This is a genomic window from Candidatus Nitrososphaera sp. 86-2 (genome assembly GCF_056726185.1).
In genome coordinates this window covers 680,815-694,291 of the sequence record NZ_JBWZON010000001.1, presented here as the reverse complement: position 1 = coordinate 694,291, position 13,477 = coordinate 680,815, and the positions used below count along the sequence as shown (strand labels likewise).

14 protein-coding genes are annotated in these 13,477 nt (G+C 52.8%); 7 read left to right on the top strand and 7 right to left on the bottom strand.

Annotation, left to right across the window (positions count from 1 at the left end; translation table 11 throughout):
• Nucleotides 1-63: 63 nt before the first annotated feature.
• The 3 genes from ACYOR7_RS04195 to leuC all read right to left on the bottom strand — a co-directional run bounded on the left by ACYOR7_RS04195 (nucleotide 64) and on the right by leuC (nucleotide 3,744).
• A complete protein-coding gene (locus ACYOR7_RS04195) occupies nucleotides 64-1,614 on the bottom strand; it encodes an HNH endonuclease family protein (RefSeq protein WP_479913188.1) in 1,551 nt (516 codons plus the stop codon).
• 112 nt (nucleotides 1,615-1,726) lie between these two features.
• Nucleotides 1,727-2,317, bottom strand: a complete 591-nt coding sequence (gene leuD / locus ACYOR7_RS04190; protein WP_479913187.1) for a 3-isopropylmalate dehydratase small subunit — start codon at nucleotides 2,315-2,317, stop codon at nucleotides 1,727-1,729.
• A gap of 2 nt (nucleotides 2,318-2,319) precedes the next feature.
• Nucleotides 2,320-3,744, bottom strand: a complete 1,425-nt coding sequence (leuC, locus tag ACYOR7_RS04185; protein WP_294804053.1) for a 3-isopropylmalate dehydratase large subunit — start codon at nucleotides 3,742-3,744, stop codon at nucleotides 2,320-2,322.
• A gap of 88 nt (nucleotides 3,745-3,832) precedes the next feature.
• On the opposite strand from leuC, the gene ACYOR7_RS04180 reads away from it, so the two are divergent.
• The gene (locus ACYOR7_RS04180; protein WP_294804055.1) at nucleotides 3,833-4,492 is read left to right on the top strand and encodes a proteasome subunit beta; all 660 of its coding nucleotides are present in this window, start codon (nucleotides 3,833-3,835) and stop codon (nucleotides 4,490-4,492) included.
• 23 nt (nucleotides 4,493-4,515) lie between these two features.
• Here ACYOR7_RS04180 and ACYOR7_RS04175 read toward each other — a convergent pair whose 3' ends face one another.
• Nucleotides 4,516-5,970 carry a gluzincin family metallopeptidase gene (locus tag ACYOR7_RS04175; RefSeq protein ID WP_479913186.1) on the bottom strand — a complete coding sequence of 485 codons (1,455 nt, stop codon included), beginning with the start codon at nucleotides 5,968-5,970 and terminating at the stop codon, nucleotides 4,516-4,518.
• Between the two features lie 73 nt (nucleotides 5,971-6,043).
• On the opposite strand from ACYOR7_RS04175, the gene ACYOR7_RS04170 reads away from it, so the two are divergent.
• Both ACYOR7_RS04170 and ACYOR7_RS04165 read left to right on the top strand, forming a co-directional pair.
• Nucleotides 6,044-6,397, top strand: coding sequence for a PH domain-containing protein (locus tag ACYOR7_RS04170; RefSeq protein WP_294804062.1), 354 nt, complete (start codon nucleotides 6,044-6,046; stop codon nucleotides 6,395-6,397).
• A 151-nt stretch (nucleotides 6,398-6,548) separates the two neighbouring features.
• Entirely contained in the window at nucleotides 6,549-7,058 is a 510-nt protein-coding gene (locus ACYOR7_RS04165) for an ArsR family transcriptional regulator (protein ID WP_479913185.1), read from the top strand.
• 29 nt (nucleotides 7,059-7,087) lie between these two features.
• On the opposite strand, the gene tes is transcribed toward ACYOR7_RS04165, so the two are convergent.
• Nucleotides 7,088-8,791 (bottom strand): tetraether lipid synthase Tes, encoded by a 1,704-nt coding sequence (tes, locus tag ACYOR7_RS04160; RefSeq protein WP_366137267.1) that lies wholly within the window; start codon nucleotides 8,789-8,791, stop codon nucleotides 7,088-7,090.
• 167 nt (nucleotides 8,792-8,958) lie between these two features.
• Here tes and ACYOR7_RS04155 point away from each other — a divergent pair, with 167 nt between their 5' ends.
• From ACYOR7_RS04155 to ACYOR7_RS04140, 4 genes are all read left to right on the top strand, one after another.
• Nucleotides 8,959-9,750: a TrmB family transcriptional regulator gene (locus ACYOR7_RS04155; RefSeq protein ID WP_294804070.1), complete on the top strand. Its 792-nt coding sequence runs from the start codon at nucleotides 8,959-8,961 to the stop codon at nucleotides 9,748-9,750.
• A 36-nt stretch (nucleotides 9,751-9,786) separates the two neighbouring features.
• Entirely contained in the window at nucleotides 9,787-10,251 is a 465-nt protein-coding gene (locus ACYOR7_RS04150) for a metal-dependent transcriptional regulator (protein WP_294804074.1), read from the top strand.
• A gap of 175 nt (nucleotides 10,252-10,426) precedes the next feature.
• A complete protein-coding gene (locus ACYOR7_RS04145) occupies nucleotides 10,427-10,876 on the top strand; it encodes a hypothetical protein (protein ID WP_294804076.1) in 450 nt (149 codons plus the stop codon).
• Nucleotides 10,873-11,943, top strand: coding sequence for an mRNA surveillance protein pelota (locus ACYOR7_RS04140; protein WP_479913184.1), 1,071 nt, complete (start codon nucleotides 10,873-10,875; stop codon nucleotides 11,941-11,943). The genes ACYOR7_RS04145 and ACYOR7_RS04140 overlap by 4 nt, the downstream gene beginning before the upstream one ends.
• On the opposite strand, the gene cutA is transcribed toward ACYOR7_RS04140, so the two are convergent.
• Entirely contained in the window at nucleotides 11,896-12,258 is a 363-nt protein-coding gene (gene cutA / locus ACYOR7_RS04135) for a divalent-cation tolerance protein CutA (RefSeq protein WP_294804080.1), read from the bottom strand. The two genes, ACYOR7_RS04140 and cutA, sit on opposite strands and share 48 nt — an antisense overlap.
• Nucleotides 12,259-12,299: 41 nt before the next feature.
• Entirely contained in the window at nucleotides 12,300-13,472 is a 1,173-nt protein-coding gene (locus ACYOR7_RS04130) for a hypothetical protein (RefSeq protein WP_479913183.1), read from the bottom strand.
• Nucleotides 13,473-13,477: the final 5 nt, after the last annotated feature.

Sequence of the window (13,477 nt, the reverse complement as noted above, 5' to 3'; positions counted from 1 at the left end):
CTAAATCAAGATTTTAGAAAACCTTAGCGTTAAGAATTTTTGCTGTTGCAAGATTGTCTGTTGTTAGTGCTTAAACCCAGTATTGCAATAAGGATGAGACAGTTGACCGTTATCAGGAGAATCGGTTCCACCTTCGCTTTTGCGTTCAATATGATCGACAGAAATAGAATTGCGATGTATATATCCACCACAAATCTTACATACAAGTGCTGTCGAAAGTGCTTCTTTCATGAAAACTTGAGATTTAGTCTCGTTTGAAAATGCTTTTCCGGGAATACCTTCCGACTTCTCGGGCTGAGTAGTGATATAACCATAATCGGGTTCTTGGATTAGCTCATCAATTATAACGCCAGAGTTCTTTCCGGATGAAAGTTTCTCAATTATTTTTATATAAAAATTCTTGATGTGAGGGTATGCCAAGGGAGCCCCTCGATATCGTCTAACAATCTGTTGAACGATATAATCATTATCAATTAGAAAGTGTTCAAAGTCCTTTCGGACAGAGATGAATTGATCTACTGCTTTTTTATTTTCAAACTCAAACATTAATGCCGTAATCGCATAGAGCGATGCAGTTTTGTGTTGCCCTTGACGCGAGTAAAAATATACTGCAGGATGAAGACCAAGCGATGATGGCTGATTGCTATTAATTCTTTCAGCTACCCTCTTGCAGTTTTTGAGAAATTCAATAGTTTTCTCGCCGTCTTGATCCGGCGGCAATTGAGTGTCTTTACCAACTTTGTTAACCATGTTCACAAAATCAAGTATTAGCGCAGATGCTCTTGACGAATTCTTTTTTCCTGCAATTGGAAGATCAAGTGTTTTGAGCGGCGTCTTGTAGGGTGGTGCGAATAACACATCATTAACAGATTGAGCTAGCGACTCTATCATTGATTGTTTCGCCGTTTCAAACTTGGACCAGTACTTATGACCTTTGCCACTCCGAATAATTGCTCTTGCATAAAGTCCATTAGGTTGTTTTCGAGCTTTTAACAAAGAAAACTCCGTGTCATCAATTGGAGATGCTTCTTGATTGATCTTAAAAAAGGAGTTTTCCGCTTTCTGTGCGTCGCCATATACCCATTGCAACTGTACAGCTAGGACACCTAAGTTTCTGGCACGAGTGACAATATCTACTCTAACTTTATCCGGCCGGGTAGTTGCCAATTGAAAATCTGCGTAAGAACCCACGGTTTTATTCACGAGTGTGCGAGTTTTCCCTGCAATCGCTATCTGTTCTTCAGGAGTGCTGCCAAAGAAGTTGCGCGAGATCTTGCCGTCACCATAATCATCGTTTACCCAGGCAGCTAATGCGCTAAGCCTGTGCGCACCATCGATTACAAAGGTGTACGTTCCAGAGTTCTTCCAAAGAATAATCGCGGGAATCAGATCTCCTGCAACAAAACTATCTATCAAACCACAGATCTTTTCTGCATCCCATTCAGATGTTTCTCGTTGAAAATCAGGTTTGCGAATATAAGAAAAGAAAAATGACCCTTCCTTGAGCTCGTTTATAGATATTGCAGGGATATTGCGACCTCCGGTATTATCTGGAACATCTTTTACCTCAAAATCTTCACGAGGAATGAGTGCATCCAGATTGACCTTTCCCATTTCTAGGGGATTGGAAGTCAGGTCCATTTATCTTTTCTTGATCTAATTCGAGATTCTATTTGTAGAGGATTTGCTGGTGCTCGCTAATGAAAATCATAAACAAAAAATCTTATCAGAGCGAAGGGGCAAAAGCCTGCCTTTCCCGCTCGTATGCCGATATCTCGTCTTCGAGCTTGAGCGTGAGGCCGATGCTGTCAAGGCCCTCCAGCAAGAGTTTTTTTCGGAACTCGTCTATCTCAAAGTGCATCTCTTTCTGGCCTGCCTTCACTACTTGCTTTGCAAGGTCTATCTCTATCTCTACATCGCCGTTCTGAAAGAGATAGTCGACTTGTTGCGCCGCAAGCCTGACAGGCAGCACGCCGTTTTTGAAGCAGTTGTTGTAGAAAATGTCTGCAAACGATGGCGCTATTACTGCGCGAAAGCCATACTCGAGTATCGCCCATGCCGCGTGCTCGCGCGAACTGCCGCTGCCGAAATTGTCGCGGGCAAGAAGTATCTGCCTTCCCTTGTACTGAGGGTCGTTGAGCACAAAATCCGGCCGGGGCTTGCCATCTTTGTCAAAGCGCCAGTCGTAAAAGAGGTACTGGCCAAATCCCGTGCGGCTTACAAGTTTCAAAAACTGCTTTGGCACTATCTGGTCGGTGTCGACGTTCACTCTGTCAAGGGGCGTCGCTTTGCTTTTCAATACGGTAAACGGCTCCATTGCTAGAGCCACTCCCGCACGTCCACGAAATGGCCTTCGATTGCTGCTGCCGCTGCCATCACAGGGCTGACAAGGTGCGTCCTGCCACCTGCGCCCTGCCTGCCCTCAAAGTTGCGGTTTGAGGTGCTTGCGCAACGCTCGCCGGGTGCAAGGATGTCAGGGTTCATGCCAAGGCACATGCTGCATCCAGACTCGCGCCACTCAAAGCCAGCGTCCTTGAATATCTTGTCCAGACCGAGCTTTTCCGCCGCTGCCTTTACCTGCTGCGAGCCGGGCACAACCATCGCCCTCACACTTGGCGACACCCTGCGGCCCTTGACCACGACTGCCGCCTCGACTAGGTCCTCAATGCGCGAGTTGGTGCACGAGCCGATAAAGACGCGGTCAAGCTTGATGTCAGTCACAGGCGTTCCGGATTCCAGAGCCATATACTCTAACGCGCGGACAGCGGCCTTGCGCTCATTTTCGTTTCCCTTGGCAAACTCGTCGGGGGCCGGCACGCTTTCGTTCACGCTCAATACCATCCCAGGGTTTGTTCCCCAGCTGACCTGCGGCGCAAGCGACGCCGTGTCTATCGTTATAGACCGGTCGAATTTCGCGTTTTCGTCGGTGCGCAATCCTTCCCAGTATTCTACCGCGCGCTCGTACTGCTCGCCCTTGGGCGCATAGCGCCTGCCACGGATATAGTCAAAGGTCGTCTCGTCGGGTGCGACAAGGCCGGCCCGCGCGCCTCCTTCGATTGACATGTTGCATATCGTCATCCTGTTTTCCATAGAAAGTTCCGATATGGCATTGCCCCGGTATTCAAGCACAGAGCCGGTGCCTCCTGCGGTGCCAATTGTCCGTATAAGGTAGAGTACCATGTCCTTTGCAGTCACGGCGTGCTTGTTTTTGCGCCGGCCTTCAAAGTTGACGGCAAAGGTCTTGGGCTTGTCCATCCACATCGTCTGAGTGGCAAGCACGTGCTCGACCTCGCTTGTGCCTATGCCGAGCGCAAGCGCGCCGAACGCGCCGTGCGTCGACGTGTGGCTGTCGCCGCACACGATTGTCGTGCCCGGTATCGTCAACCCGAGCTCCGGCCCGATGACGTGGACGATGCCCTGGTCGGGGCTGTGCATGTCAAATAATGTAATACCAAATTCCCGGCAGTTGTCTGCAAGCGTGCGTATCTGCGTCGCAGATATCTGGTCGACTATTGGAAGTGACCGCGCCGTGGTAGGCACGTTGTGGTCCATTGTAGCGTACGTCAAGTCCGGCCGGCGCAACCTGCGGCGGTTCATCCGGAGGCCGTCAAAAGCCTGCGGCGACGTAACTTCGTGTACAAGATGGCGGTCGATGTAGAGCAAGGACGGCCCTCCTCCCTTCTCCTGGTGCACTATGTGGCTGTCCCAGATCTTTTCAAATATCGTCCTTGGTTGGTCGGCCAAGCGAGAGAGGAATTGGCGGCAGGGAAATATAAAACAAGTGAGTAGTAGCAAGTTTTAAATCAGGTTAGGCTACTCTTGCAGCCATAATATGCACCCCCAGGATAACCGTTACCCGGAGTATATCGCTGAGCAAATAAAGAAGGGTACGACCACGTGCGCCCTGACATGCAAGGACGGCGTGGTGCTGGCGGCAGACACCAGGGCAAGCGCCGGCCTCTTTATCGCCGACAGGCACGTCATGAAGATACAAAAGGTCGACAACCACCTTGCAATGACGATTGCCGGCGGAGTTGCAGACGCGCAGAACCTGGTAGACACGATGCGCTACAACGCCAACATATTTCGGCTTGCAAACAAGGAGATCATCCCGGTCAAGTCGGCTGCTAGGCTTTGCTCGAATATTCTGTTCAACAACCGCTACTTCCCATACTACGTCCAGATAATCATGGCAGGCTACACCGACAATGAGGGAGGCAAGATATACAACATCGACCTGTTTGGCTCACTCACTACAGAGAAATTCATTTCCACCGGCTCTGGCTCGCCCGTCGCGTACGGCTACCTAGAATCCGAGTTCAAGGACGGCATGGGCGTAAACGACGCGTATAAAGTGGCGATGCAAGCAATCGCCGCGGCAATCCGCAGAAACGCAGGGACCGGCGATAGCATCAACGTGGCCATCATCGACAAAGATGGCTACCGCGAGCTGTCAAAGGAACAAAAAACCGCAGTGGGCGTAGTATTCTAGCCCACGGCATTTTCCTTCTTTTCTTACACGCTTTTTCCCGTTATTTCATTCACAAACAGGCTCGCATCCATCTTTGAAAACGCGGACAGCTCGATTTTTGCGCCCGGCCTCATGAACCGGCGTATCTCTTCGCCGGCGCCCCTCACTGACCACCAGTCCTCGCCGAACCGGTTCTGAAGGTGTCGTTCAAGCTCTGCCGCGCGTACGGCTGCTATTATGTAACTTGGCACGTACATTATTGCGTCAGGAAGTATGTGGTGCAAGAGCCAGTACTCGCCGGGCACGTCAAGCCCCGTGTATTCCCTCAGCAGTTTCCCGTAGAGGTCGCTTGCCTGCCTTGTAGAGAGTTTTTTGTGCCAGAACTCGGCCTTCATGAGCGAGTTTGCGGTGTAGAACGTGACGAAAAAGAGCTCCATGAAGTTGTTCCTCTGTCCCAGCTCGTCAAGAACGCGCTCGTCGGCCACGCCAAGCGACTTTAAATAGAGCCGGTTCTTTGTCAGGCGCTCCAGAAATATCGAGAATATCTCTGCTATTCCCATGGAAAAGCCGTAGCGGTCCCAATAGTCTGCCGATGGGTCGATGGAAGTAGCGTGTGCCGCGTGGCCCATTTCGTGGTAGCAGCCCTGCAGGTCAAAGTAGGGGCTTTCGCTCTTGTACAGGACGCGCACGTCGTTTGGCACCTGGACGAAAAAACAGATGGGCGACGGGTACTTGTCCTTGCGGTTTTCTGCGTCAATCTGTATCCGCGACAGGTCAAACCCGAGACCCTCAAGCGTCTTTTTCGCCTGCGCGGTCGGGTCGATTCCGGCAAAGTGCTTCTCAAGGTCGGAATAGACGCGGTTTCTGAAAAAGTAAAAGTCGTCATAGTATTCCGCCGGCCTGCCGAGCACCTTTTTTGAAACATCAGCAAGGGCTTCACGGAACGGCTTTTTGGCCTGAGCGCCCATTGACTTGACAAACTCGGTCAGCTGCTGGCGTGTGAATTTCTCGTTTTCAAGATAGCCTGCAAGTGGGTCCAGCTTTTTGCCAGACTGCTTTTCGTACACGCCGGCGATCGTATCAAAGCGCACCTTTACCACTGGCGCGACGAATCTTGTATTTTTCACAAACTCGTCAAAGACTGCCTTGCGCTTTTTTGGGTCCTTTTCGGCGCTGTTGTACTGGCGCCACGAGCTCCAGTTCACCGGCCTCCCGTTGAACTTTTGCTTCTTTGAGACGACCTTGGCGTTGCGCAGGTCGTACAGTTTCAGCTCGAGCTTTTTGGTGGACGAGTCGGCCATGCTTTCAATCGACGACAGGTAGAGCTCTCGGGGCTCTTGAAAATTCTCCAGGAACAGCCTTGCGGCAAGCGACTTCATCTCTGCTAGCCCCTCTATCGCCTGTATGCTGTGCTTCAGGCCGGCGTACTGCCTGTAGCGCTCGTCTGATTCGGCTACGTATATGCGCTCGTCAAGCTGGCACCATTGCTCAAGGTTCATGCTGCCAGACATTCCGGCTTTTCATTTTAAAAATGTTATAACTTGGTCCAGCCAAGAAAAAGCGCGCATTTACTTGGTTTCTGCAACCGTCAGGGTGGAAGGCGGCATGCTGGTTATAGAGCCGGCGGGCAGGCTGTCAAAATTTGCATCTCTTGCAAGAAAGGTCGAGGTACCGCTTGCCTGTGTTAAAGAGGTAAGCGTTGAAAGAGCAGAGATAAAGGGCTGGAAGACGGCCGGCACAGCGCTACCGCCACACTACGCCGGCAACTTTTACGACTTTAAAATAGGCAGGATCTTCTACGCGCTTTCAGACAGAGACAAATGCGTTACATTCAGGCTGGAAGGCGCCAAATACAGCGAGATAATTGTACAGGTAGACGACAAGGAAAGAGTCGCGGAAATGGTGAGAAAGGCAGTCGCAGGATGATATTTGTATTTAAGGTTTTGTCCGAACGTTTGGACCAAGCGTTAAATCGATTTCCAAGCCCCACAGTGCCATGCGGGGAGCCACCACGAGGGCCCGTGAATCCTTTTATCCTTCTGACGCCATACGTAGATCATCAGGCGCTAGCACAGAGATGTCCACAAACATCACAAGGGCCGCAAGCGTCACCATAGTTCTTTTCACCGCCCTCACCCTCACCCATGCCGCGTTTGTGGACTATCGCTCTACGGGAGGAAACGACAAGTCCCTTTCCCAGATGCCGTACCTCCAAAACCGCAAGTTCGGAGTCGAGACGTCGTTGCTTTCGTTTGAGCGGGATTCGTGGCGCGGACAGGTGCGGCAAAAGTGGACAGAGTGCGGCCTGTGCTGCGGCGTATACGAATTGCTCGTCAGGATGAAGGGCGGGCCGACCAGGGCCAAGCTGCTTGCGCTTCTTGCAGAAATGCCAAAGAACAAGCTCCAGCTTGCAAACGAGTCTGGCATCGACTGGAAGGCGGTTGACAGGCACGTCGAGCGGATGCTTGAATTCGGCCTTGTGCAGGTCGTCGCCACCGCAGGCACATGCACGATATACGCGATTACAGAAAAAGGTGTCCGCGCGCTCGCACTTAGCGTAGATTGTTGTAAAGAACAGACAGAGTAAAAGAAAAGAAAAAGAGAAAAGGGGTGCGCTCAGGCGCCGGCCATGTTGTTGCGTAGCTCGACGCCCTTGTGGTCGTCGTTTGCCATCGCGGCTTCCCTGTGCATTTCAGAGAGGGCGCAGCCCATCTGTGCCTCTGGCTTGCCACGCCTCATCAGGCCGCGGTAAAGACCCGCTTCGAGCGTCTGGCCGTGTGCCTGTTCCCATTCCTCTACAGGGATGGAGTATTTCTTTTGTATCCTGTCCCTGTACCATTCTGGGATGACGTTGAAGGCGCAGAACGGGATGATTCTCAGGTCTGGCGTCAGGTAGTGTATGTCGCACCTCTGGAGGCGTTCCAAGTCCTCGTTGTATTTGTCCTGGAAGTGCATCATGCCAAGGAAGAGCGACCTTACGTGCCAGTTGCCGACCGAGTCAAAGTTGCGCTTTAGCAGTATGCTGGAGAACATCTTTGCCAAGTCGAGGCCGTGTGGCTGCTTGTCCTTGTCGACGAATGTCTTGAGCTTGCGGACGACTTCGAGCATTGTCCAGTAGCGGTTTGCGCCTGACCTTATCTCGTCGGCCTTCTCCTCAAAGTATTCAAGCACGCCCTTGATGTCGACGAATGCTGTCAGCGGTGTGAGCTTTCTTGTCTGGGTGTCTTCAAAGACATAGGTGCCTGCTCCGCACGCAAAGTGTATCGAGAGCTCATACTTTGGCTTCTTGCTGAACGCCTCGATGATGTTTGTCATGGGCATACACGATGGGACAGGGAACCACGCGTCCTTGCTTATCTCGCCGTTTGTCTGTTCCTCGATTCTCTCGATGCAGTCGGGGATTGTGATGCGGTATTTCTCGCGCTCTTTTTTGCCCATCCTGCCCGTCAGCGACACCGGCTGGAAGTTCACCGCGTGTACGACGTCCATGTGCTTTTGCGCGTAGCGGATGATCCCGCCCAGTTCGTGGTCGTTGATTGACTTTATCACAGTCGGTACGAATACTACTGTCATGCCGCACTTGCGTGCAGACTCTAGTGTGTATGGGATCTCCCAGTGGTTCTTGGGGTTCGTTCTAGGAGTCACTCCGTCGAATGAAAGGTAGAGGTTGCTCACGCCAGAGTTTCTCACCTGGCGCATCGTCTCTGGCGACATGGCCAGCTTGATGCCGTTGGTGTTTAGCTGCACGTGGTCGACGCCCTCCTCCTTCATTATCTTGATGAGTTCAGTGATGTCGTCGCGGAGCATCGGCTCGCCGCCGGTAATCTGGATAGAGTTGCCAGCAATCGGCTTTTCTGCCTTGAGTGTCTTCATCATGGCCCTCACCTGCTCGTGGTTTGGCTCGTACAGGTAGGCGCCTTCGAGACCCTTCTTCACGTAGAAGAAGCAGTACCAGCACGTGAGGTCGCACCTGTTGGTGATGATCATGTTGGAAAGGCCAGAGTGGGAAAGGTGGTTGGTGCAGAGGCCGCAGTTGTTCGGGCACGCGCACTTGTCAATCATGACGTTCGGGGCGTGTGCGCCCTTGCCGTCCATCCAGTAGGTGCTGAATTTCTTGTACATTTCATAAGAGCCGAAATAGAGTTCCTCAGTCTCGCCGTGCGTGGGACAGGTCTTGCTCATAAAGACCTTGCCTTCTCTTTCAAAGACTTCTGCGTCTAGAATCATGTTGCAGTCCGGGCAGATGCTCTGCGTGAACCTTATCGTTTTCTTCGCAGCAACATTCTTGCTGGACATATTGCTAATGTGAATTAGCTCCATACTACTATCTTGGAGAAAAAACTCCAGATTTAATATATAAAGATAACGTGTCGATTACTACGGTGATTGGTGTATAGGCCAAAACTGCCTTTTTTGCGTGCCAATCTCAACGATTGTTGCCGCTGCTGGAACGTAAATATATAACGGCGTAATAATGCGTTCTGAGTTTGAGCATTTCCGACAGGTCGCGCAAGGCGATGGAGGACCTTGGCATGACCGGCTATGAAATACGCGTCTATACTTCATTGCTTGAAGCCGGCGCCATGACGGCTGCTGACATTAGCAAAAAGTCGGGTGTGCCGTATTCCAAGATTTACGAGGTATTGAACAGCCTTGAAGACAAGGGCTGGCTAGAATCTGACAGCTCGCGCCCGCAAAAGTTCTTCCCCAAGTCGCCTTCCACCGCCCTTGAGGCCATGAGGATGAGAAGCGAGAACAACTTTCGCGAAAGCCAGGCTGCAATCGTAAGCGAGCTCATGCCCATGTACACGAAAAGCGGCATCAAGGAGAAGCCGGAGATCTGGGTGGTAAGGGGCATCTACAACATCGCCGCCAAGGTCAGCGAGATAGTCGAAGCCTGCCAGCACGAACTGCTCGTGGCGCTTCCAAGCGTCGCGCAGGACGTCGCCAAGCCGATGCAGCCGGTGCTCCGCACGCTGTACGAGCGCGGGGTAAAGATAAGTGTCCTTGCGTCCGAAGACACCAGCGCTGACATAATAAAGGCGCTTTCGAGGGTCGCCGAGGTAAAGCTGAAGGACGGCATGTTCGGCGGAGGAGTCATCGGCGACAGCAAGCACGTCATGATACTTTTAGGAGAGGGCGTCGGCGAAAACGGCATGATGGACCCGATAGCGATATGGGCTGACCACGCGGCCCTTGCAGGCTTTGCCAAGGACTACTTCCACTACCTCTGGGCCGACGCCAAGGCGCAGCAGAAAAAATCCGGCAATAATAGATAAGGTTAATAGTTATCTTTAGACAAGCTAGCTCCACCCGTGGAGTCCCTAAAGTCCCGCAAATCCGACGACGAAGAGCTCTTTATCGGAACAGCCGAGAGCGAGCACGTCGAGATGTACCTAAAGGCGATATGGTACATCAGGGAAAAGGGCGAAGAAGTCAAGGTAAGCTCCATCGCAAAACTGCTCAACGTGACGCAGCCTTCCGTGGTCCAGATGCTACGCAAGCTCAACGACCTAGACTTGGTCCACTACACCAAGGGCAGCGTCGAATTGACAAGCGAGGGCGACAGGATTGGCAAGCAGATGATACGCAACACACGCCTTTTAGAGGTCCTCATGAAGGACGCGCTGAGGATAGAGATAGACGAGGAGATGGTCTGCGGGATAGAGCACCACATGAAGAACATCTTTACCGACGCCCTGTGCACGCTTTTAAAGCACCCCAGAAAGTGCCCCCACGGCCACGACATACCAAAGGGCCGCTGCTGTTCCACCGCCTAGATCGTTTTTATGCCCTCCGCCACAACGTCTATGCGGATGGACATGCGGGCGGTGACAGGACTAGCCCTACTGACTACTTGGTGAGGAGGATCTTGAGTAAGGAGCCTGATGCCCATCCACCTACCTAAAATTTCTCACAAGCTTGATAAATGACTAGATAGATTTCATATTTGCATTGGTCCAGATAGAAACTACGTGTTCTCTAGAGAGTTTCCGGAAATTCATCATAATAAGTACCTGCCGTTCGTTCATACCGGAAAGCTACATGCGCGACTTTGAAGTATTTCCAGAGCGCGAGGAAGGACCCGGCGCCATCTACATCGAGGCAGCGGACAAGGTCACGCTGAAAAAGATCCGCGAGATGACCTTTGTCAATGCCAAAGAGATCCTCGGCATCATATACTCTTCAAAATCCGGCAACACGCAGCTAAAGTGGAGGCAGACGCGCAGGCGCTCGGGCAAGGTGCAGGGCAACGCGTCGCCAAACGCGCTCGTCAACCTGGTCGAAGCCGGCGTCCTTACGCAGGAATGGGTAGACCAGTACATCCACGCCCAGGCGCCCGGCGGCGATGACGCGGCCAAGCCGGCGGAAGGCCAGGAAAACACCACCGCGCCGCCAGCATGATAGTAAAGCAGAGCGACGCTTCTGCAAACGCGCTTTTGGTAATCCCGGAAGACGCCGACGACCTGTTTACCCTCAGGCGCGTGGTTGCGCCCGGCGACTATGCGATAGCAGACACGACGCGGGTTGTCAAGCAGGAAAGCGACTATGGCAGGCCGGACAGGGGCGAGCGCGTCAAGGTCCGGTTAACAATCAGAGTAGATAGGATTGAACTTGACTCGTCGGTGGACCGGCTGCGCGTCTCTGGCACAATTACGCACGCTAGCAACGAGCTTGTGTCAAAGGGGGTGCACCACGCGCTTTCGGTTCAGGCCGGCGACATTTTGACAATAGACAAGGGCCGCAAGTGGCAGGACGTGGAGCTAAAGCTGTTGAGGGGGTCGGGCGGCGGCTCCTCCTCTTTGTCGTCGTTCATACTGGTGGCAATCGACACGCAAGAGGCTGCAGTCGCAAGGGTAACGGGGACGCACGTCAAGATAATACCAAACATATATTCCGGCCAGCAGGGCAAGCGCTACGCGATAAAGAACGCAAGCCTCGACTCGTTTTTTGCAGACACTGCCAAGACTGTGGCATCTGTCTTGTCGGAAGGCGACAGGATAATCATCTTTGGGCCCGGCGAGACCCGCAGGCGCTTTTACAACGCGCTTGACAGAAATGGCTTGCCAAAAGAGCGGGCGCAGGTGGTGGACGGGGTTGATGTCGCCGGCGAGGATGGCGTTTTCGTGTTCCTCCGGTCGCCGGCGATGAAGGACGCCATGAGCGCAAGCAAGCTTGCCACGGTGTCGGCCATGCTGGACCAGGTGATGCTCATGGTCAACAGGGGCGAAAACAAGTACGCAGTCGGCCTCAAGGACATAACCGATGCCGCAAGCATCAAAGCGATAGAGGCGATAATATTTTCAGACTCGGTCTTCAAGGCCGCTGACGAGGATGTGGTAGTGAAACTGCTCAACTCTGTAGAAAGCTATGGCGCAAAGACGTACGCGGTCGATTCGTCGACCGACATCGGCCTGCGGGTTTCATCTCTTGGCGGGATGGTTGCGCTTCTTCGCTACGCGATGCGATGACTTGGCGTCAACAAGCCACGAAAGGTACGGCTTGGACACGTCGCTCATCTTTATCTCCACTATCTCCGGCACGTCGTACGGGTGCACACGGGCAAGCTCCTCCTTGAGCGCCTTTGCAGAACCCTTGACCACCTTGAAAAAGGCGATGTACTCGGGCTGGTCCTCCACCTTGCCTTTCCATGAGTAGATGGAACGTACCTTGGCAAAATTGACGCACGCGCACAGGCCCTTTTCAACAAGCTTTTTCCCGATCTCGGCAGCCGACTCTTCCGTTGAAAACGTCGAAACTATTATTACCGCCTTGGCCTTGCTCATCCCTCTCTCTGTATCCTTTTCCGAAATAGGAGTTGAAGTATTTATTCCTGTAGTAGAGTCTCGCAGAGAGGGTTTGCCTTTATCACGATAAAGTCGTCGCTCTGCCGGTTCTTTGACACGACCTTGTCATAGTCGGCCTTGGAACAAGTAATGACGACGGTAGTCTTGTCGGTGTGGTATAGGTCAAACGTAGGCCCCTGGTGGCGCTCTACGTCGCCGATGTAGTCGCGCACCTTGGTCTCTAGCGACGACAGCAGGTCTAACTTGTCGCCCCTCATTTCATGCGGGTCAAGCGTCCAGGCTATCGCCACCTTGGTCCTGCTTGCCTTCAGGTCGCGCTTTTTCAGAGTCCCGCGCACCTGGTCTATCAGGTGCTTTGTGTAGCCCTCTATACCCCGGATGCTCCCGTTGACCAGGTACATGAGCGGGCCGGCGCCGTCTAGCGACGAGCCGATTATGCGCAGGTCGTACAAGCCTGAGGTCACGTCGTCGATGTACAGATCGGAAAACGTGCCGTGCATAAGCTCGTTGGCAGGCAGGTTGCCGTCAGTGGCCTTTTTGCACACTTCGAGGATGCTTGCCATGCCGGAATAGTGCGAAAGCGAGCGGATGACGTGTGAAAGCTCGGCAGAGTAAATGTCTACAAAACTCACCTTCTTTTTGCCGTCCGTGTCATACAGCATCTTGGCAAGGTTGTTGTCCTGCTTTGACTTCACAGAGCCTACCAGCATTTCAGTGCCCGATGCTATAGGACTAGAAGGCATGTAGTAGTACGAGACGTCCTGATCTGCGGCCATCCCAGTCACGTGCTCGATGAGGGCAATGTTTTCGTTGTTGCCGCCTATCCCTGCAGGCAGCATGTAGACGACGGACGAGCCCTTTTTGAGAGCCTTGACCGCGTCCTTGAATTTTGCCGCCACGTCGGCCTTGACGTCCGTTCCTATCTTGCGTATCCGGGGCGCAAAGAACAGGTACGATGCGTTTCCTATCGCCACGTCCATCGGCTCTAGGCCGAGGAGCGGCTCGTCCTCGACTAGGGAACTGACGTTTGGGTACGTGCGGGCAATGTCGGCCTTGAGCGATATGGCGTTTCGCAGCGACTCGTCAATGAGCGAGACCTTGGCGCCTTTTACCGCCATGGCAGAGGCTATCCTGTAGCCCTCTGTGCTAAGGCCGTACACGGCCACCTGCGGCAATGATGATCCCCCGCTCAAACTAT

Coding starts and splice junctions, on each gene's coding strand:
- cutA (WP_294804080.1), bottom strand. CDS start 12,258: ATGAGCAAGGCCAAGGCGGTAATAATAGTTTCGACGTTTTCAACGGAA.
- ACYOR7_RS04195 (WP_479913188.1), bottom strand. CDS start 1,614: ATGGGAAAGGTCAATCTGGATGCACTCATTCCTCGTGAAGATTTTGAG.
- ACYOR7_RS04165 (WP_479913185.1), top strand. CDS start 6,549: ATGTCCACAAACATCACAAGGGCCGCAAGCGTCACCATAGTTCTTTTC.
- tes (WP_366137267.1), bottom strand. CDS start 8,791: ATGGAGCTAATTCACATTAGCAATATGTCCAGCAAGAATGTTGCTGCG.
- ACYOR7_RS04180 (WP_294804055.1), top strand. CDS start 3,833: ATGCACCCCCAGGATAACCGTTACCCGGAGTATATCGCTGAGCAAATA.
- ACYOR7_RS04175 (WP_479913186.1), bottom strand. CDS start 5,970: ATGAACCTTGAGCAATGGTGCCAGCTTGACGAGCGCATATACGTAGCC.
- leuD (WP_479913187.1), bottom strand. CDS start 2,317: ATGGAGCCGTTTACCGTATTGAAAAGCAAAGCGACGCCCCTTGACAGA.
- ACYOR7_RS04140 (WP_479913184.1), top strand. CDS start 10,873: ATGATAGTAAAGCAGAGCGACGCTTCTGCAAACGCGCTTTTGGTAATC.